The sequence below is a fragment of the Bdellovibrio sp. HAGR004 genome (assembly GCF_055397015.1).
Map to the genome: position 1 here is coordinate 360,862 of NZ_AP029176.1, position 18,115 is coordinate 378,976.

Here is an 18,115-nt window from a genome sequence, read left to right on the forward strand (position 1 = left end):
GCTTGTATTGAAAACAAAAGCAATGAGAGCGGCGCTGGCAGCGTCCGTTCTCGTTTTGTTTTCGGCTCAGGCGCCTGCTTACGATGGTAAGCCAGCTCCGATGGTGGCCAGCGAAAAGCCCCAGGAGCTTGAAGGGGTCGGCATCGACGAAAAGTTGGGTTCTAAAATCGACCTGACTATGAAAGTGAAAGACGACAATGGCCAGGAAGTGGCTTTGGGGTCTTTCTTCGATGGCAAGCATCCGGTGATTATTTCGCCGGTGTATTTTTCCTGTCCGGGTCTTTGTAACTTCCACTTGAACGGTCTGACGGACGCGCTCAAGTTGATGGATAAAGATTGGACGGTCGGTAAGAAGTTTAAGTTGCTGTCTGTGAGTTTTGACTCAAAAGAGACTCCCGACTTGGCGGCAAACAAAAAACAGACTTACATGAAACTGTATGATCGTGCAGGGGCTGAAAAAGACTGGCACTTCATTACAGCGGATGAATCCACAGTGCAGGCGTTGATGCAGGCCTTGGGATTCAAGTTCAGATGGGACGAGAAAGCTCAGGAGTGGGCGCACGCTTCGGCGGCTATCGTGATCACTCCAGACGGAACGATCTCGCGCTATCTTCCGGGGATTATGTTTAATCCTCAGGACATCAAGATTGCCCTGAACGAAGCAACCGATGGTAAAATCGGAACCTTCGTCGACAGCTTGGTGCTTTATTGTTTTAAGTATGACCCACATCAAAGCAAGTACACGCTCGTGGCCTTCAACGTCATGAAGATGGGCGGGGCGGTAATGGTTTTGGTGATGGTAATTTGGTTATTGCCTGTATGGATCCGTGCTCGCAGAGAGCAGGAAAATACGGCGGGGAGATAAAGGTACATGATGTGGTTTAATTTAGCGAAGGCCCAATCCTTCATGCCCACGCAAGGAACCGAGATTGCGAAGCAGGTCGACAATCTATACGGATTTTTGCTTGTAACAAGTTTCATTGCCTGCGTGCTTGTCATCGGTGGGATGATCTACTTCGTCTGGAAGTACAGACGTAAGACTCCCAATGATAAAACAGCATACATCTCTCACAACACCGCTTTGGAGTTCTTGTGGTCTTTCATTCCACTTGTGATCTTCCTGGCTGTGTTCGGTTGGGGTTGGTACATCTATCACCAAATGCGCGCGATGCCTAAAGACGCGTTGGAAATCAACGTTTTGGGTAAACAGTGGGCTTGGGAAGTGGAATACAAAAACGGCTACAAAACCGTCAATGAGATCGTGGTGCCAATCAATCAGGATGTTAAGATTCTTCTGACTTCCTCTGACGTGATTCACTCTTTCTTCGTACCGTCTTTCCGTATCAAACAAGATGCGGTTCCAGGTCGTTACACGGCTTTGTGGTTCAGAGCGGATAAGCTGGGCGACTTCCACTTGTTCTGTACTGAATATTGTGGAACTTCCCACTCCGGCATGATCGGTAAGGTGAAAGTCGTTTCCCGCGAAGACTTCGACAAATATATGGAACAAGGTCAGGAAGAAAGAAATCTTCCGCTGGGTGAAAAAGGTAAGAAGTTGTTTGCGGTGAAGGCTTGTGCCTCCTGCCACGCAGTGGACAGCCCGGCAACAATGGTTGGTCCTTCTTTGTTCCAGAAGTTTGGTCACGAAGAAGTTATGGATGACGGATCCAAGATCGTGTTTGACGAAAACTACATTCGTGAATCCATCCTAGAGCCGAATAAACACATCGTTAAAGGCTTCCCTAAAGGTGTAATGCCTACCTTCCAGGGTCAGTTGAACGAAAACGAACTCAGTGCTCTTGTCGAGTACATCAAGAATCTGAAGTAAGGAGTTGGGCATGGCGAAAACGACAGCTCACGGCGACAACTATATTAATTTTGAAAAAGGTCTCTGGTCTTGGCTGACCACGGTAGACCATAAACGTATCGGTTTGATGTACTTCATCACTGTTATGTTCTTCTTCCTGATCGGTGGGATCATGGCCCTGTTGCTTCGTTTGGAGCTTTTTGCTCCAAATACAGCTCCGAATGTGGGTCAAATCCTTGCAAACGGTGACGTTTATAATCAGGTCATGACATATCACGGGGCGATCATGGTCTTCATGGTTATCGTTCCTGGTATCCCGGCGATTTTGGGTAACTTCTTCCTGCCGCTGCAAATCGGCGCAAAGGACGTGGCCTTCCCGAAAATCAATCTTCTAAGCTGGTACTGCTTCATGGCGGGTGCGATCCTTGCGATTGCAACTTTCTTCACTACGAAGATTGATACAGGCTGGACGTTCTACACTCCTTATTCTATCAGAACGGGGACTGCGACGGCGATGATGGTTCTTGCGGCCTTCATCATGGGTATGTCTTCCATCCTGACAGGATTGAACTTCATCGTGACCGTGCACAAACTAAGAGCTCCTGGCATGACTATGCACAGAATGCCTTTGTTCATCTGGTCTTTGTATGCGACGGCGATCCTTCAGATGTTGGCGACTCCGGTTTTGGGTATCACATTGCTTCTTTTGGCAGTGGAAAGATTCCTGGGTATCGGTATCTTCGATCCTAAACTGGGTGGTGACCCGGTATTGTTCCAGCACTTCTTCTGGTTCTACTCTCACCCTGCGGTTTACATCATGGTTATCCCGGCAATGGGTATCATCTCTGAACTGATCACGACTTTCTCCAAGAAAGTGATCTTCGGTTACACAGCAATCGCTTACTCTTCTTTGGGTATCGCGGCGGTGTCCTTCTTCGTTTGGGGTCACCACATGTTCGTGTCCGGTCAGTCTGGTACCGCAGGTATCGTGTTCTCCTTCCTGACGATGCTGGTAGGGGTTCCAACGGCGATCAAGATGTTCAACTGGGTTGCGACATTCTATAAAGGTTCTGTCGAGTTCCGCTCTCCGATGTTGTATGCATTGGGCTTCATGTTCTTGTTCGCCATCGGTGGTGTGACAGGTATCATGTTGGCGACTCTTCCAATCGACGTTCACTTCCACGACACTTACTTCGTGGTGGCTCACTTCCACTACGTGATGGTGGGTGGTACTTTGATGGCGTTGATGGGTGGATACTATTACTGGTTCCCGAAAATGTTCGGTAAAATGTACAGCGAAGCGGCTGCGCGCATCTCCTTCGTGTTCATCTTCATCGGCTTTAACGTGACCTTCTTCCCTCAGTTCATCCTGGGTGCGATGGGTATGCCTCGTCGTTATTTCGACTACATCCCAGCCTATGAGACTCTGAACAAGATTTCCACTGTCGGTTCTTGGTTGATCGGTATTGGATTCTTGGTCGGTCTATACACAATTGTTCAAGGTCTTATGAAAGGTGAGAAAGCTCCGATGAATCCTTGGGGCTCTAAAACGTTGGAATGGCAAACGTCATCTCCTCCTCCTCACGACAACTTCAGTGTTGAACCAGTAGTAACAGCGGGGCCATATGAGTACAGATAATCACGCACACGGCGCTCACACAGCGCATGTCGCTCACCACTTTAAAACAGCCGAGCAGCAGTACTCCTCTGGTAAAGAGGGTATCTGGTTGTTCATGCTGACAGAGATCCTGATGTTCGGTGCGATCTTTGTTGGTTACTTCTACTACCACAATATGTATCCGGAGATGTTCGCAGAAGGTGCGAAATCCTTGGATTGGAAGATGGGCTTCGTGAACACCTTGGTGTTGATCTTCTCTTCCTTCACCATGGCTATTTCGATTTCCTTCATCCAGAAGAACGAGCAGAAGAAAGCGGCGTTGGCTTTGGCCACCACGATTCTGTGTGCCGCGATCTTCATGGTGATCAAGTACTTCGAATACCAGCATAAGTTCCACTTGGGCTTGTACCCAGGTAAGTTCCTGGACGCTGCGAAAGTGGGTGCAGAGCACGCCAACCTTGGTTTGTACTTCGGCTTCTACTACACAATGACAGGTCTTCACGGTATCCACGTTTTGATCGGTATCGGCTTGATCACTTGGTGTTTGATCCGTACGGTTCGCGGGGACTTCCACAGTCAGTACTGGATCCCGGTTGAAGGTGTTGGGTTGTTCTGGCACATCGTCGATTTGATCTGGATCTTCCTGTTCCCTCTTTTATATTTGGTGGGGTAATACATGGCTCAAAATAACGACAACAACGCATATGTTCTTCATCCACACATCACGCCAATGGCAACTTACTTCAAAGTTGCCTTGGCATTGTTTGGTCTGACTTTCCTGACAGTCTTTGCACACCAGTTCCATCACCAGATGGGTTCATGGGCAGCTCCAGTGGCATTCTTGATCGCCCTGGTCAAAGCGGCCCTTGTGATCCTTTGGTTCATGCACTTGAAGGACGACACTAAGATGAATCGTTTCATCTTCGGTATCGGATTCTTCTTCCTGGCGTTGCTATTTGCTATCTGTGCTTTGGACTTCGCAACTCGCGTTCCAGAGATCAGCCCACTTTAAGATCGTGCTACGTACATACGCGGATCTTACCAAGTTTGGCATAGTCGTTTTTTCAGTTCTTGCGGGACTGGCCGGCTATGCCACCGGTTTTCAGATCGAAAACACATTTGATTGGAAAGTCTTTCTAGAGACCCTGGCGGGGATTTACTTCCTTAGCTCGGGTTCTTTGGCGCTGAATCAGGTGCAGGACTGGCAGATGGATGCCAAGATGCCTCGCACAGCCAAGCGTCCGATTCCGTCTGGCAAAATCAAGCCGGCGGCGGCGGGTATTCTGGCTGTGTGCCTTCTGGTTGTGGGCTTGAATTTCCTGTTCACGCTGGAGCCTGTGGCGGGCTGGATTGGTCTGTTCTGTGTGTTTCTTTACAATGGACCTTACACTTTGTGGTGGAAGCGCCGTTGGGCTTTTGCCGCGGTACCTGGAGCCATTCCGGGAGCTTTGCCGGTGACAATCGGCTATGCCGTAGCCAATCCTGACATCTGGAATTCTGAATCCCTGTATTTGTTCCTGATTATGTTCTTGTGGCAGATGCCGCACTTCTGGGTGCTGGCGATTCGCTACAAGGATGATTATGCCAAGGGTGGTGTTCCTACTTTGCCTGTGGCTTTGGGGATGGACCGCACGATGTTCCAAGTGGGCCTGTATACTTTCGTATATGTGGGCGTGGCTTTGGCGGCACCGATGTTTGTTCACGCCAGCTGGATGTTCATCCTTCTGACGTTCCCGTTCTGCTTCAAAGTTCTTCAAGAGTTCTATCGCTACTATAAATCCAACGGCACTGAACGCTGGTTGGCTTTCTTTATGTGGTTGAACGTTTCGATGCTGGTGTTCCTAATCATCCCAGTCATCGACAAATGGAACTTCTTATTTATTTCTCACAACTAGACGACTGTTGAAAACGGCCCAATCGACTGCGTTGTCGGGGCCCCTCCTTCTCTCCGACGTGCTTGGAGCACGCCTCCGTTTCGGAGAAACCCCTCCGCCTTGCGCTTGAACCGTTTTGAACAGTCTTGGCGACTGCTTTTTTTTGGCTGGCCTTCGGCGGCGCTGTCTTTATTTCTTTTTGAATTCTTCTGGGGTGTCGATCTGTGCGAAGGGGTGGGCTTTTTGGAAGCTTTCCAGTTTTAGGCAGTTTTCGTTGATCTTCACCAGAGTGGGGTATTTGGAAATATCCACTTTGTATCTTTGTGACGTCAGAAGCTGTGGGATCAGGAACAGGTCGGCCATGGTGATTTCGTTGCCGAAGCTGTAGGTGCCTGAAAACTCTTTTAATGTTGTTTCCAAAACTTCCAGGCCCTGGTTGATCCAATGTTGGGCCCATTCGTCTTTTTGGTTCTGATCATAGCCATGTTTGGTTTCCATGTACTTGAGGGTCTTCAGGTTGGCCATCGGATGCATGAAGGAATTAATCACCTCGCAGACCTGGCGGATGCGCGCTTTGGTGTAGGCGTCTTGGGGGAACAGGGGATTCTGAGGGAAGACTTCGTCCAGATACTCCATGATGGCAAAGGATTCCGGGATGATCTTTCCGTCGTGAACCAAAGTAGGGACACCCCCCAGAGGATTGATTCTTTTGTAGTCAGCGGAAAGTTGCTCGCCTTTTAAAAGATTGATCGGTTTGTATTCAAACTGCAGACCTTTGTAATGCAAGGCCAGGCGAACGCGGTAAGAGGTGGAGCTGCGAAAATAGTTGTAAAGTACCATCGAGGCCATATACTGACTCCTATTGAGTTTTATTGTTCGCGTGCTTTTGATACTCAGTCAAAGGACTTTTCGATGCCCAATCGTTTTATCTTTTCCCTGCGTTTTTCAACGAAAGTATTTCTTAAGCTCGGTTTTCTGGCTGTTACCCTGATCGCTTTCATGACATTGTTCCGTATGAATCTGTACTTCCTGTCAGTGTTTCATGCGACACCGGATGCCGCGTTCGTTGAAATCGCGCAGTCTTTCTTTGCGGGGTTTCGATTTGATCTTCTGATCTTCGGCTTTATCTTCCTGCCGATTTATTTTCTATTGATGTTGCAGGCTTTTGCGCAGAAGTGGCCCAAGTCTTTGTTTGTGATCTATAAGATCTACTTTTTGACTGTCTGGTTTGCCATCTGTGCTTTAACTTACTTGGACTTCTTCCATTTCGCAAAGTTTGGTCAGCGCATGCGCTGGGCCGAATACAGCCAGTGGAACTTTGAATCCTGGCTGCAGCAGTTTCAGACTATGCCGGCGAATCAGTCTTGGATATTCACAATCATCACAGTGCTTTTGTTCAGCCTGGGTTACATGTTGATCAAAAGTCTGAAATTCGGAGACTGGAAAGATGAATACTCACCACATCCGGGTGGTAAAATCGAAATTGTCCTTAGAATACTTCTGCCTTTGATTCTTATCGTTCTTGCGGCGCGTGGAACAGTCGAGCCTCATCACCTTGCGTTGGAACACAGCGAGGTCTCCTTGGACAAGGTTATCAATGAGATGGCATTGAATGCCCCCTGGTGCCTCGACAAATAACTCGCGCGCCGGATCATTAGTTTTTAGCTGCGTTGCTTCGTCGGCGGCGTACTTGTAGTACGCCTTTCTCCTTGCGCCTTGTAAAAACTAATGCTTCGGCGTCCTGGTGTTGGTAGTATCTTAAGTGGGTATTGAGTGACTCTGAATTGGATTTTATTCTGGAGGATATAATGAAGAAGTTAGTAGTTGTTGTTGTGGCGGCTTTGGGGATGATGTCTTCGGTGGCTTTGGCTGATATTGATTATGGTTTGGAAGTGGGGATTCGTCAGCAGTCCGGTGAAGTGGATGCGGCGACGTCTTCTGCTAAATCTCAGATGGGTTTCCAGTTTGGGGCCACAGCTCATTTCCCGATTTCCGGTCCTTTGCATCTGCGCACAGGTATGCTGTTCACACAAAGACCTTTGATTGCAAAAGATGATGCTTCCGGCGATGAGACAAAAATTAGCATGAACTATCTCGATATCCCTGTGGCATTGATGTACAAGTTCGAAGAATATGCTGGTGTTTTTGCCGGAGTTTCTTTGGGTATGAACTTGGACAGCTCCTGCGATGCGACTGGTTGCAAAGTAACAGATGTTAAATCGCCGCTGATTCCTTTGTTGATCGGTGCAAGCTTTAAGTTTGCTCCGCAGTTGGGTGCAACTTTGTATTATGAATCAGCAAGTGGTGAGGCTGCGAAAGATCTAAAAGACTATCGTGCCGTGGGTGCCAACTTGATGATCACTTTTGACTAAGGATTTGTAACGTGAAACTAGGTTCTTTGAAGTCTTCTGAAAGCAAGGATGGACAATTGTGTGTGATCAGCCGTGATCTTAAGATGGCGGTGAAGGCGACACACATTGCTCCCAGTCTGCGTGAAGCGATGGAAAAATGGTCTGAAAATGAGTCTGCTTTGCAGAAACTCTACTCAGATCTGAATGAAGGTAAAGCCTCCGGCGCTTTTGCGGTGAAAGAAGACGACTTCCATTCGGCAATGCCTCGCACGTGGCTGTTTGCTGATGGTTCGGCTTTTATTTATCATATCAAGCTTGTTCGTATGGCCCGCAAGGCGGCGTTGCCGGAAACTTTGAGCACAGTGCCTTTGATGTATCAGGGCGAATGCGGTCAGTTCCTGGCTCCGACGGAAGATATCCCGCAACGTGATTTTGCTCACGGCACAGATTTCGAAGGTGAAGTGGGTGTGATTACAGACAATGTTCCGATGGGTGTGACTCCTGAGGAAGCTTTGAAGTACATCCGCCTTTATGTGCTGATTAACGACGTATCGTTGCGTGGTCTGATTCCTGAAGAACTGGCGCAAGGCTTTGGCTTCTTCCAAAGTAAACCAGCTTCTGCGCTGTCTCCGTTTGCGGTGACGGCGGATGAGCTGGGGTCGGCTTTGAAAGACGGCCGTATCCATCTTCCGTTGCATGTAAAGTATAACGGAGAATTCTTCGGTAAGGCCAATGCGGGAGCTATGCACTTCCACTTTGGACAGTTGATTGCTCATGCGGCGAAGACGCGCAACCTGGCGGCTGGCACCATCATCGGCAGCGGGACCGTATCCAACGAAGAGCACGGAAATGGTTCAAGTTGTCTGGCAGAAAAGCGTATGATCGAACAGATTGAAACGGGTGCTATTAAAACTCCGTTCATGAAGTCTGGTGATACTGTCGAGATGCAAATGCTGAATGAAAAAGGCGAAAGTATCTTCGGAAGAATCTTCCAAAAGGTGAAGGCCGTTTAAGCCTTCACCCATCTTTTTGAAGCTCTTTGGTCTTAAAGAGCTTCAATCACTCCACACGCAATGCGTGCGCCGGAGTTGCCAGCAGGCTGAGATTTCAAATCATCTTTGTCTTTGTGAATAACCACAGCTTTACCAATGATGCTTTCAGGACCTTTCATGGTCATGCCATCAATGATCAAAGTGGTGTTGGCCTTGCTTTTGTTGTCTGCCACTAGATTGCCCAAGTCACCCACATGACGGCCGGCCACATCGTGACCTGCATGGGTGCCCTTGCTTGGATTGAAGTGGCCGCCAGCGGAAGAGAAGTCCGCTGCAGAACAGTCACCATTTTCATGGATATGGAATCCGTGAGGACCTGGTTTGATACCTTCAACCATTGTTTCGATTTTCATTTTACCGTTTTCTTCGGTGAAGTGGATGATGCCTTTAAGTTTGGACCCTTTAACAGTCTTCAAAACAGCCTGAGCTTTTTGTGGAGCTGCAGCCGCTGCTTCATGATTGTGATGATCATGGTGGTGTGTTTCGGCGGCCTTTTCCTTCTGTGCACAAGCAGCCATGGAAAGAGATACAAGCCCGATGAGTAACATGTTTTTCATATGAGATCCCCTTTCAGTGATTTATATGCAAAACAGTTTACTCATCAGAACTTGTCCGTGTCATTACCCATTCGCAAAATAAGCGACAATACCGACCAGGATAAAAACGCTCAGATAAAAGTAGATGACCACGCGGCCCAAGCGGATTTTAGGAGCCAATCTGGCTCTGGTTTCAAGAGTCGTCATAAGGCCTCCTTTACTTCTTTGTATTATCTCATGTTCTGAGAAGGCCGCTCCAATAGATAAAAGCTAAGAGCGCTATAGAGAAAACCTTCAGGTCCCGCGTCCAGAGAGGTCTAGTTTTTAGTGGAAGTGGCCTTCACAGGCATCGTCATAGGGCATCAACCAGTGACCATTTAGAGAGCGAGGGACAAGCTTAGAGGTCAGAAGGAGTTCCTCTTATGTTCAACGTCTTTGTCTTTCTTCTTTTCTCTGTGGGATTTGCTCAGGAAAAAACGCAAGTAAGCACATTCACGCCTCAGGGCTACGTCAAATCTGTAGAACAGATTCGTATTGAATTTGCTAAACCCATGGTGAAGTTCGGCGAGCTGAATCTGGAAGCTCCGGCACAGAGTTCGTGTCTGGACTTCAAAAAAGGGCAAGGGCGCTGGATCGACACACGCAACTGGGTATTTGACTATAAAGAACCACTTGCTGGCGGGCTTTCCTGCGAGGTCACTGTGCACGGGCAAAAGTACCGCTTCAATACAGGTGGGCCTCACGTAAAGCAGATCTTCCCGCAGATTTATCGCCCTGTGGATCCGGAACAGAACTTCGTCATCGTTTTGGATTCGCCGGTCAAAAAAGAGACGTTGAAAACCGAAGCCTACTTTGTTGCGGAGGGCTTGGGAGACCGCTTGCCGGTTGTGGAAGTCACTGGTGGTGAAGCTGATAAGGTTCTCAAGGCGGCCCAGCAGGAATACCAATATGAAAAAGAGGAATTCAAGGGCGACATCGTTGTGTTAAAAGCCCAGCGCCCCTTCCCTGCCGGAGGTCGTGTCAGCTTTGTCTGGTCCAAGTGGATTCAGTCCCCTTCAGGAAACACTTCGCAAGAAGATGAAACATTTGAGTTTCAGGTGCGTGAGCCGTTCAAAGCTGAATTCGGCTGTGAACGGGAAGGGGCGGGAAAGCCCTGCGTACCTCTGTTAGGGATGCGTCTTTCATTTAATTCTTCAATCAGTCTTCAGGACGCCCGTCAGATTTACATCGAGACGGCTGACAAGAAGATCCTCAAGCCCTGGGGACTGGAAGATCAAAGTGCCAAAGAGCGTATCAGCTATCTGGAGTTCAAAGGACCTTTTGCACAAAAGTCTTTGTTCACCCTTGTCATCCCCAAAGGTTTAAAAGATGAAGAGGGGCGCCTGCTGTCAAATCAGTCGCAGTTTCCTTTAAAAATAAAAACAGGTGATGATCCAGCCCTGCTGAAGTTCCCAGCCAGCTTCGGTGTGATTGAGTCCGGTTCCGATGCGGCCATGGCCGTGACTCTGCGACGTGTGGAAAAGACGGTGGATACGCAGTTTGCCGGATGGACCGGGCAGTTTAAGGCGGCGGATTTTAAGTCCATCATCGCCATGCTCAGTGAAGTGCAGCAGCGCCCTTACGGTGAAGAACCTCTGAAGTGGAGAAATAAACCCACACAAAAGATTCAAATTAAAAAACCGTCCAATCCTGCGGAAACAGAAGTCGTTGGCGTGCCACTCAAAGGCAACGGCTTTTTTGTGGTCGAAATGAAAAGTCCTTTGTTGGGTGAAAGTCTTCTGGACAAAAAGAAACCATTCTATGTTCGTTCTTCCGGATTGGTGACGAATCTTTCTGTCCATGTGAAGTACACACAGCAGGAAGCCTGGGTCTGGGTCACGGAGCTGAAGTCGGCCAAAACCGTTTCAGGTGCCAAAGTGCAGATCTTCGACAACGCTGGAAATGTCATGGCCACCGCAACGACGGATGCCAAGGGGTGGACGTCTTTCAAGTTTGTAAAATCGATTTCCGACTGGAAAAGAGACGAAAGCAGTAATTTCTATGGCGGATTCTTTGCGGTTGCAGAAAAGGGCGATGATTTTAGTTTCACCCATACATCCTGGGATAAGGGCATAGAGTCCTGGAGATTTCAGATTCGGGGAGGCGACAGTGAAAGTTCCTTCCTGGGGCATGCCATTTTGGATCGGACTTTGTTAAAGCCGGAAGACAAACTTTCGGCCAAGATTGTTCTTCGCAAAACCACGGCGGACGGACTGGGGCTGCCGACAGATTCGGAACTTCCAACCAGGATTTCTCTGGTCCATGATTCGGGATTGCAGTCTTTCAAACTGCCTTTGAAATGGAATAAAAATTCGGGTGTGGCACTGTTTTCGTGGACGATTCCTGCCGGAGCCAAACTGGGGAACTGGTCTTTGACTTTGGAGCGCGACAAGCCGGCCCTGCAGATTGTTGTCGGGGATGTGGCGGTGGAAAGCTTCCGTGTCCCACTGATTCAGGTACGTGTGGACGGCCGTCAGCCATCCTATGTTCTGCAAAAAGACGTCCCCGTGCAGGTTTCCGGAACTTACTTCTCGGGCGGGCCCACAGGGGCTTTGCAGGCAAAAATGCGCTGGAGTGTGGAGCCGGGATATTTTTCTCCGCAGGATGATGATTTCAATGACTATTCTTTTGCTAATGGTGCGGTGAAAGAGGGATTGTTCCGTCAGGGGGAAAGTGACAGCAATCGCTATATTCCTCAAAGCGGTGTGAAGGACTTGCGCCTGAACAAACAAGGTGTAGCCGAAGAAACCGTCAGCGGAATCAGGTACGCCGACGGTCCTCAGAATCTTCGCGCCGAAGTTGAATTCAAAGATCCCAATGGTGAGATTCAAAGTGTCAGCCGCACATTCCCGCTCTGGCCGTCTTCAGTTGTTCTGGGGATCAAGTCCCATGGTTGGTCTGCGACACAAGAGGCCGTTGAATTTGACGTGGTGGCATTGGATCTGCACCAGAAGGCTTTGAAGGGCCAGTCGATTCAGGTCGATCTTTTCACCAGCCGCTATTATTCTCACCGGAAGCGTCTGGTCGGCGGGTTCTACGCTTACGAGGACTTCCAAGAATACAAGAAGGTGGGCGAGCTATGCAAAGGCACCACCGACGCAAAAGGGCAGTTCCTGTGTCGCGGAAAATCCAAGGTGGCTGGCAATGTGATTGCGGTGGTGTCCAGCAAGGATTCCCAGGGACGCATCAGCTACGCCAATGTTTCGCAGTGGATTCTTAAACCCGGCGAAACGCAGTGGTTCGGGGCAGATGACAACGATCGCGCGGACCTGATTCCATTTAAGAAGACTTACGAACCGGGCGAGGTGGCGGAGTTCCAGCTGCGCACTCCCTTCCCGCAGTCGAAGGTTCTGGTGACGGTGGAACGCGAAGGTGTTCTGCATTCCGAAGTGCTGGATGTGTCCGGTGAAAAGCCGACAATCAAGATTCCGATTAAGAAAGAATATGTTCCCAATGTCGTAGTATCGGCCTTTGCCATTCGCGGTCGACTGGCCGATCCGAAACCAACAGCGTTGGTGGATTTGGCAAAGCCCGCTTACAAACTGGGTCTGGCGCAGATCAAAGTTGGCTGGAAAGAAAATACACTGAAGGTCGCGGTCACGACGGATAAGAAAACTTATAAGGCCCGTCAAAAGTCCCAGGTCACTGTCAGTGTGAAAGATCATTTGGGGCGCCCGGCGTCTTTGGCGGAAGTGGCTTTGGTGGCTGTGGATGAGGGGCTCTTGGCTTTGCGAGATAATAACTCGTGGGACCTTTTGTCTTCCATGATGCGCTTGCGTCCTCATAGTGTGCAGACGGCGACGTCGCAGACGCAGGTGGTGGGGAAACGTCATTTCGGTTTAAAAGCTCTTCCTATTGGCGGTGACGGCGGCGGGGGATTGCGGCGGGAGCTGTTTGATACCTTGCTTTACTGGAATCCGTCCGTGAAGCTCAATGCGAAGGGTGAAGCCAAGATCGATATCACCCTGAATGATTCAACCACCAGCTTCCGGATTGTTGCGGTGGCCTTGCAGGGCAAGGATCAGTTTGGAACGGGATGGACGTCCATTCAGTCCTCACAGGATCTGATGATTCTTCCCGGGTTGTCTGCGGTGGCTCGTGAAGGTGATGCGTTCCAGGCTGGCTTTACCGTGCGCAATGCCTCGTCATCGGTGCAAAACCTGAATCTGGCATTGGCAGTAACACCGCCGCAGGAAGGTCACAATGTTCAACAGCTTCGTTTGAATCCGGGAGAAGCGAAAGAAGTTTTCTGGAACATCAAGGCCTCGGGGGCTGGCACCATGACCTATGTGATCACCGCCAAAGACTCTCAAGGGCGTGTGATGGATGAGATCAAGAAAACACAGACCATTCTGCCGTTACGAGTGGCAAGAATCTATCAAAGTGAATGGGGCTCTTGGCCGGATTTTAAAAAGCTGTCGTTGCAGCAGCCTCAGGGGGCCGATCCTGCAAAAAGTTCGATTCAAGTGGAGGTGGCAAACTCTTTAGGAGCCTCCAGCGCGGGTATTGAGGACTTCTGGAAGAACTATGTGTTCACCTGCCTTGAGCAGCAGGTGTCCCGGACAGTATCTTTAAATGACAAAAAGGCCTGGCAGAAGCTGGAAGAAAAACTGGATGCGTATATTGATGGCAATGGGTTGTTGCGCTACTTCCCGGGGAATTCACCCGGCAGTGTGAACCTGACGGCTTATATCCTTAGTGTTGCACACGAGGCCGGATTTACTTTCAGTGACGATCATGAGGCACGTTTGCTTGATGCCATGAACGCATTTGCAGAAGGCCGACTGAATGACGGGGCTGAGTTCAATCGAGCGGATACAGTTCTGAAGAAGATTTCTGTTTTCGAGAACCTCTCCCGCTATCGTCGTTTGAATGTGGATCTTCTGTCTGGAGTGGACTATCAGCCGAACCAGTGGCCGCTGTACAGTCTGGTGGAGTGGTATCAGATTCATCTGTGGGAAAAAGATCTTCCAGGGCGCGAACAGAAACTGGTGGAAATAGAACCTGTTTTAAGAAACAGATTCTATTTCTCTGCCAAGAGACTGCAGTTGCGCGAAGAAAGTCTTGAATCCATGCCGTGGCTGATGAGAGATCCGGAAAGCTCCATTTTAAGGCTGATTTTGACGACTGTGACTTTGCCGCAGTGGAAACAGGATGCTCCAAGATTGTTCCAGGGTGTGCTCGCTCGTCAGGTGCAAGGAGCGTGGAGTCTGACGGCAGGAAATGCCTGGGGTTCTTTAACCGCGAGAAAGCTTCAGGAGGTTTATTCTGACAAGGTCGAAGGCACTTTTGCAGCGACATTGAATAAAAACTCTCAAACGTGGAATTGGTCCAAAGGCGGAACCGGCGTTGTGACGTTGCCGTGGACGACAAACAAAGGGGAACTGACTCTGGAGCAGAAAGGTGCGGGCAATCCTTGGATCACTGTTTCTGCCAAAGCGGCCATTCCGGTGTCCAAGCCGGTTTTGGCAGGTTTCAACGTGGAAAAGACGATCACGGCCGTTGAACAAAAGAAGAAGGGCGTTTGGAGTGTCGGAGATACCGCGAAGGTTCAACTGAAGATCAAAGCCAAAGCGGCACAAACCTGGGTGGTGGTGGAAGATCCGATCCCTACCGGGGCCAGTATTCTTCAAGCATCCTACGCAACTTCTGTGGAAAGAAAGCCGGAGCTGATCCGCTTCTATCATTCGTGGTTCCCTCAGGAAGAGCAGATCATCGAATACACACTGCGCTTTAATCAGGTCGGAACTTATCAGTTGCCAGTCACCCGCATTGAGGCCATGTACAGCCCGGATCTGTTTGCGGAGTTGCCAGAATCAGTATGGAAGGTTCAGGAGTGAGAAAGAAGGTTATCGCAGGACTCATCGTAGGGACCGGTGTTCTGGCGTTGATGGCGGGGCTGGGGTACTATGCTTACACCGCTCCCGCTGTGCCGGATTTTTCAGGACTGGAGAAGTCCTACAAAAGTTCAGATCTTTTTCTGGTGGATCGCAAAGGTCAGCCTCTGCAGCAATGGCGGCAGGATATGTCCAAGCGCTCATTTCTGTGGGTGAAATACAAGGATATCTCGCCGGAAGTGATTTCAGCAGTTCTTCTTTCAGAGGACAGAAACTTTCTTAGTCATCACGGAGTGGACTGGAAAGCTCTTGTGGCATCAGCTTATCAGCGCAGCTTTAAGGACTCCTCGCGGGGAGGAAGCACGATCTCCATGCAGCTTCTGAAGCTGCTTCATCCACGCAAGCATCTATGGCGCGGATTTTCTGGGAAGATCCGACAAATTGTGGCGGTGTCTTTTCTGGAAAGCCGTTGGAGCAAAGAGCAGATCCTTGAGGCTTATCTGAATTTGGTGGGATTTCGCGGAGAATCCCGCGGAATCAGTGCTGCGGTATGGAACATGTACGGTCAGACTCCGCGGAATGTTTCAAGGCTTGATGCAACTTTGCTGGCGGTTTTGATTCGGTCTCCGAATGCGGATGCAAAACAGTGGGCGCAGAGGGCCTGCTGGCAGGCGCCGGATTTATGTGCTGCTTTTGAGTCGCGCATTCGTCACGCCAATAATTTGAAAATGAATACCACCAATGAAGCCCTGCATCTGGCGCAAAGGATATCTCGTGAGGGGCATCGGGGACTTGTGCAAACCACTTTGGATCGCGAATTGCAAAATTATATCCAAGAGCAGATCACAGGTCAGATCCGAAAACTCAAAGAACAGAATGTGAGCGATGCCGCCGTCCTGGTGATTGAAAATGCAACCGGTGAAGTCTGGGCTTATGTGGGTGGTTCGGGTGATCTGTCCTCGGCTCCTTATGTGGATGGCGTTCAGGCTTTGCGGCAGGCGGGATCGACCTTGAAGCCGTTTCTGTATGCCACAGCGTTTGAAAAAAAATTGCTGAATGCAGAATCGTGGATAGAAGATTCCGCTGTGGACATTGTTTTTGATCGTGGTGTTTATAAGCCGCAAAACCATGATCGGCAGTTCTATGGTTGGGTGATGGCGAAGACGGCATTAGGTTCTTCCCTGAACGTTCCCGCGGTGAAGGTTTTTAAACTTCTTAATGATGACTCTTTCTGGAGCAAACTCAAAAACCTGAACTTTAAAAATCTGGAGGATCCGGAGCACTATGGCCCGGCCTTGGCGTTAGGGGTCGCGGATGTGACTTTGGAAGACCTGACGCTGGCTTATCGAAGCTTGGCTCGTGAAGGATACTTTGGCCCGATGAAGTGGCAAACCGACGAAGTCCTGCCGCCCGCGCAGCCTGTATTTACACCCGAAAGTGCCAGAGAGGTTCGTAAGATCTTATCCGAGAATCAGAATCGTGCTTTGGGTTTTGGTCTTGATTCGGCATTGGCCCTTGCTGGCGCTGCCGTCAAGACGGGAACCAGCAAGGATATGCGCGATAACTGGTGTGTGGGTATGAATGATCGTTTTACCGTTGGTGTTTGGGTGGGTAACTTTGGCGGCGAACCGATGTGGAACGTGATGGGGGTTACCGGGGCTGCGCCGATCTGGAAGAAAACGATGATGTGGCTGCAAGAACATTACCCTTCACAAGAGGTCAAGTTGGTTGAAGGTGACGGCAAAGAGGTCTCCAAACCTCAGGCCTACCCCGGCGCACGTATTTTGTATCCTCAGGATGGAATGATTCTGGCCTTGGATCCGGCCATTCCGGCGGCCCATCAAAAGATGCCTTTGTTGGTTGAAAACACACTTCATCGTGACTTGTATTGGCGGATCAATGAAACAGAAAAAATAAAGGCGACCGGTTCTTATCTTTGGTCGCCTTCATTGGGTCGTCACCGCTTTTCCCTTTATGATGGGGATAATAAGCTGGGTGAGGTTTCGGTTTTGGTTAAATGATTAAATATCGTAATGGAACAACACAGGAACCTGCATGTCCGGATGCACGCTTTGTTTAACCGGGCATGTCATGGCAATGTCTTCCAGCTTTTTACGATAATCGTGTGGAACACTTTGAGGCATGTGTAAAACAACGTTGAGCTTTACAATGCGGCGTGGGTTTGTGCCCATTTCCTTTTCAACCTCAACGCGAGCGCCTTTAAGCTCAACACCATCTTTTTCTGCAGCAATGGCCATCACAGTCATCATGCAAGATCCCATCGCGGCTCCCAACAGATCCGTTGGAGAAAAGGCCTCACCCTTGCCATTGTTGTCTCTGGGAGCATCTGTTTCAATGCGCGAAGAGGACGGGCCATGAGTGATCTCACAATGTTTTTCACCTTGATAGACGGCAGACATTTTAACCATGAAGTAACTCCTAAAGCCTTAACATGGACTCAAATTGCTGCAAGGTCAATGGGGACAGAACTAAGAAGAGGACATCTCTTCGATAATTTTACACAGGCGCATCTCTGAGGACTTGGACATATCCGCGTAGATCTTACGAAGATGAGTGGATCTCACAGGGTCATTCTTGGAGGTCTTCATTTCGCGACCAAATTTGAGAGCCGCACACACACTTTCGATCACCACTTTGCGCTTGGAGTCTTTAGTGATGAAGTCAAAAGCGCCCAGCGACAGGGCTTCCAGGGCGCGGGAATGATCCCCGTGCGCGGTTAGAACCACAAAGGGAGTCATCTGGCCCAAAGAACGAACATAGGCCAGGAACTTCAAGCCATTCATGTGAGGCATTTCGATATCAGAAAGGATGGTATCAAACTCTTGAGTTTTGACGAACTGAAGGGCCGCAGAGCCATCTTCTGCCTCGACAATCTCATCGACAAACTCTTTTAGGAAGTGCTTGAGAAGTTCGCGGATATCAGAATCGTCCTCTACAATCAGTAAACGACTTTTCTCTTCTTGCCCGGCCATCCTGAGTT

16 protein-coding genes are annotated in these 18,115 nt (G+C 49.4%); 11 read left to right on the forward strand and 5 right to left on the reverse strand.

Going from position 1 to position 18,115, the window contains the following annotated elements:
- Positions 1-7: 7 nt before the first annotated feature.
- Genes ACZ5ZV_RS01935 through ACZ5ZV_RS01960 form a run of 6 tightly spaced genes read left to right on the forward strand, consistent with a single transcriptional unit; the run spans position 8 to position 5,320 of the window.
- Positions 8-865 carry an SCO family protein gene (locus ACZ5ZV_RS01935; protein WP_464119721.1) on the forward strand — a complete coding sequence of 286 codons (858 nt, stop codon included), beginning with the start codon at positions 8-10 and terminating at the stop codon, positions 863-865.
- A gap of 6 nt (positions 866-871) precedes the next feature.
- On the forward strand, positions 872-1,828 hold the full coding sequence (gene coxB, locus ACZ5ZV_RS01940) for a cytochrome c oxidase subunit II (RefSeq protein WP_464119723.1): 957 nt from the start codon (positions 872-874) through the stop codon (positions 1,826-1,828).
- Between the two features lie 10 nt (positions 1,829-1,838).
- Entirely contained in the window at positions 1,839-3,446 is a 1,608-nt protein-coding gene (gene ctaD / locus ACZ5ZV_RS01945) for a cytochrome c oxidase subunit I (protein WP_464119725.1), read from the forward strand.
- Positions 3,433-4,098 carry a cytochrome c oxidase subunit 3 family protein gene (locus tag ACZ5ZV_RS01950; RefSeq protein WP_464119727.1) on the forward strand — a complete coding sequence of 222 codons (666 nt, stop codon included), beginning with the start codon at positions 3,433-3,435 and terminating at the stop codon, positions 4,096-4,098. The genes ctaD and ACZ5ZV_RS01950 overlap by 14 nt, the downstream gene beginning before the upstream one ends.
- Before the next feature lie 3 nt (positions 4,099-4,101).
- Positions 4,102-4,437 (forward strand): cytochrome C oxidase subunit IV family protein, encoded by a 336-nt coding sequence (locus ACZ5ZV_RS01955; protein ID WP_464119729.1) that lies wholly within the window; start codon positions 4,102-4,104, stop codon positions 4,435-4,437.
- A 4-nt stretch (positions 4,438-4,441) separates the two neighbouring features.
- Entirely contained in the window at positions 4,442-5,320 is an 879-nt protein-coding gene (locus ACZ5ZV_RS01960) for a UbiA family prenyltransferase (RefSeq protein WP_464119731.1), read from the forward strand.
- 168 nt (positions 5,321-5,488) lie between these two features.
- On the opposite strand, the gene maiA is transcribed toward ACZ5ZV_RS01960, so the two are convergent.
- The gene (gene maiA, locus ACZ5ZV_RS01965) at positions 5,489-6,148 is read right to left on the reverse strand and encodes a maleylacetoacetate isomerase (protein ID WP_464119733.1); all 660 of its coding nucleotides are present in this window, start codon (positions 6,146-6,148) and stop codon (positions 5,489-5,491) included.
- A gap of 63 nt (positions 6,149-6,211) precedes the next feature.
- Between maiA and ACZ5ZV_RS01970 the strand changes: the two genes are divergently transcribed.
- The 3 genes from ACZ5ZV_RS01970 (at position 6,212) to ACZ5ZV_RS01980 (ending at position 8,663) form a co-directional block, all read left to right on the forward strand.
- Entirely contained in the window at positions 6,212-6,937 is a 726-nt protein-coding gene (locus ACZ5ZV_RS01970; RefSeq protein ID WP_464119735.1) for a hypothetical protein, read from the forward strand.
- A gap of 170 nt (positions 6,938-7,107) precedes the next feature.
- The gene (locus ACZ5ZV_RS01975; RefSeq protein ID WP_464119737.1) at positions 7,108-7,671 is read left to right on the forward strand and encodes an outer membrane beta-barrel protein; all 564 of its coding nucleotides are present in this window, start codon (positions 7,108-7,110) and stop codon (positions 7,669-7,671) included.
- An 11-nt stretch (positions 7,672-7,682) separates the two neighbouring features.
- The gene (locus tag ACZ5ZV_RS01980) at positions 7,683-8,663 is read left to right on the forward strand and encodes a fumarylacetoacetate hydrolase family protein (RefSeq protein ID WP_464119738.1); all 981 of its coding nucleotides are present in this window, start codon (positions 7,683-7,685) and stop codon (positions 8,661-8,663) included.
- A gap of 32 nt (positions 8,664-8,695) precedes the next feature.
- Here ACZ5ZV_RS01980 and ACZ5ZV_RS01985 read toward each other — a convergent pair whose 3' ends face one another.
- The gene (locus ACZ5ZV_RS01985) at positions 8,696-9,259 is read right to left on the reverse strand and encodes a superoxide dismutase family protein (protein WP_464119740.1); all 564 of its coding nucleotides are present in this window, start codon (positions 9,257-9,259) and stop codon (positions 8,696-8,698) included.
- A gap of 63 nt (positions 9,260-9,322) precedes the next feature.
- Positions 9,323-9,445 (reverse strand): hypothetical protein, encoded by a 123-nt coding sequence (locus tag ACZ5ZV_RS01990; protein ID WP_262554655.1) that lies wholly within the window; start codon positions 9,443-9,445, stop codon positions 9,323-9,325.
- A 215-nt stretch (positions 9,446-9,660) separates the two neighbouring features.
- Here ACZ5ZV_RS01990 and ACZ5ZV_RS01995 point away from each other — a divergent pair, with 215 nt between their 5' ends.
- Both ACZ5ZV_RS01995 and pbpC read left to right on the forward strand, forming a co-directional pair.
- Positions 9,661-15,117, forward strand: a complete 5,457-nt coding sequence (locus ACZ5ZV_RS01995; RefSeq protein WP_464119743.1) for an alpha-2-macroglobulin family protein — start codon at positions 9,661-9,663, stop codon at positions 15,115-15,117.
- Positions 15,114-17,135: a penicillin-binding protein 1C gene (gene pbpC, locus ACZ5ZV_RS02000; RefSeq protein WP_464119745.1), complete on the forward strand. Its 2,022-nt coding sequence runs from the start codon at positions 15,114-15,116 to the stop codon at positions 17,133-17,135. The genes ACZ5ZV_RS01995 and pbpC overlap by 4 nt, the downstream gene beginning before the upstream one ends.
- Here the strand turns inward: pbpC and ACZ5ZV_RS02005 are convergent, their stop codons facing one another.
- Entirely contained in the window at positions 17,136-17,543 is a 408-nt protein-coding gene (locus ACZ5ZV_RS02005) for an OsmC family protein (RefSeq protein ID WP_464119747.1), read from the reverse strand.
- Positions 17,544-17,603: 60 nt separating this feature from the next.
- The gene (locus ACZ5ZV_RS02010; protein WP_464119748.1) at positions 17,604-18,107 is read right to left on the reverse strand and encodes a response regulator; all 504 of its coding nucleotides are present in this window, start codon (positions 18,105-18,107) and stop codon (positions 17,604-17,606) included.
- Positions 18,108-18,115: the final 8 nt, after the last annotated feature.

Bases quoted from the DNA above. Each gene is read 5' to 3' on its own strand.
- ACZ5ZV_RS02005 (WP_464119747.1), bottom strand. From the start codon at position 17,543: ATGGTTAAAATGTCTGCCGTCTATCAAGGTGAAAAACATTGTGAGATC.
- ACZ5ZV_RS01985 (WP_464119740.1), bottom strand. From the start codon at position 9,259: ATGAAAAACATGTTACTCATCGGGCTTGTATCTCTTTCCATGGCTGCT.
- coxB (WP_464119723.1), top strand. From the start codon at position 872: ATGATGTGGTTTAATTTAGCGAAGGCCCAATCCTTCATGCCCACGCAA.
- ACZ5ZV_RS01995 (WP_464119743.1), top strand. From the start codon at position 9,661: ATGTTCAACGTCTTTGTCTTTCTTCTTTTCTCTGTGGGATTTGCTCAG.
- maiA (WP_464119733.1), bottom strand. From the start codon at position 6,148: ATGGCCTCGATGGTACTTTACAACTATTTTCGCAGCTCCACCTCTTAC.
- ACZ5ZV_RS01955 (WP_464119729.1), top strand. From the start codon at position 4,102: ATGGCTCAAAATAACGACAACAACGCATATGTTCTTCATCCACACATC.
- ACZ5ZV_RS01950 (WP_464119727.1), top strand. From the start codon at position 3,433: ATGAGTACAGATAATCACGCACACGGCGCTCACACAGCGCATGTCGCT.
- ctaD (WP_464119725.1), top strand. From the start codon at position 1,839: ATGGCGAAAACGACAGCTCACGGCGACAACTATATTAATTTTGAAAAA.
- ACZ5ZV_RS01975 (WP_464119737.1), top strand. From the start codon at position 7,108: ATGAAGAAGTTAGTAGTTGTTGTTGTGGCGGCTTTGGGGATGATGTCT.
- ACZ5ZV_RS02010 (WP_464119748.1), bottom strand. From the start codon at position 18,107: ATGGCCGGGCAAGAAGAGAAAAGTCGTTTACTGATTGTAGAGGACGAT.
- ACZ5ZV_RS01970 (WP_464119735.1), top strand. From the start codon at position 6,212: ATGCCCAATCGTTTTATCTTTTCCCTGCGTTTTTCAACGAAAGTATTT.
- ACZ5ZV_RS01990 (WP_262554655.1), bottom strand. From the start codon at position 9,445: ATGACGACTCTTGAAACCAGAGCCAGATTGGCTCCTAAAATCCGCTTG.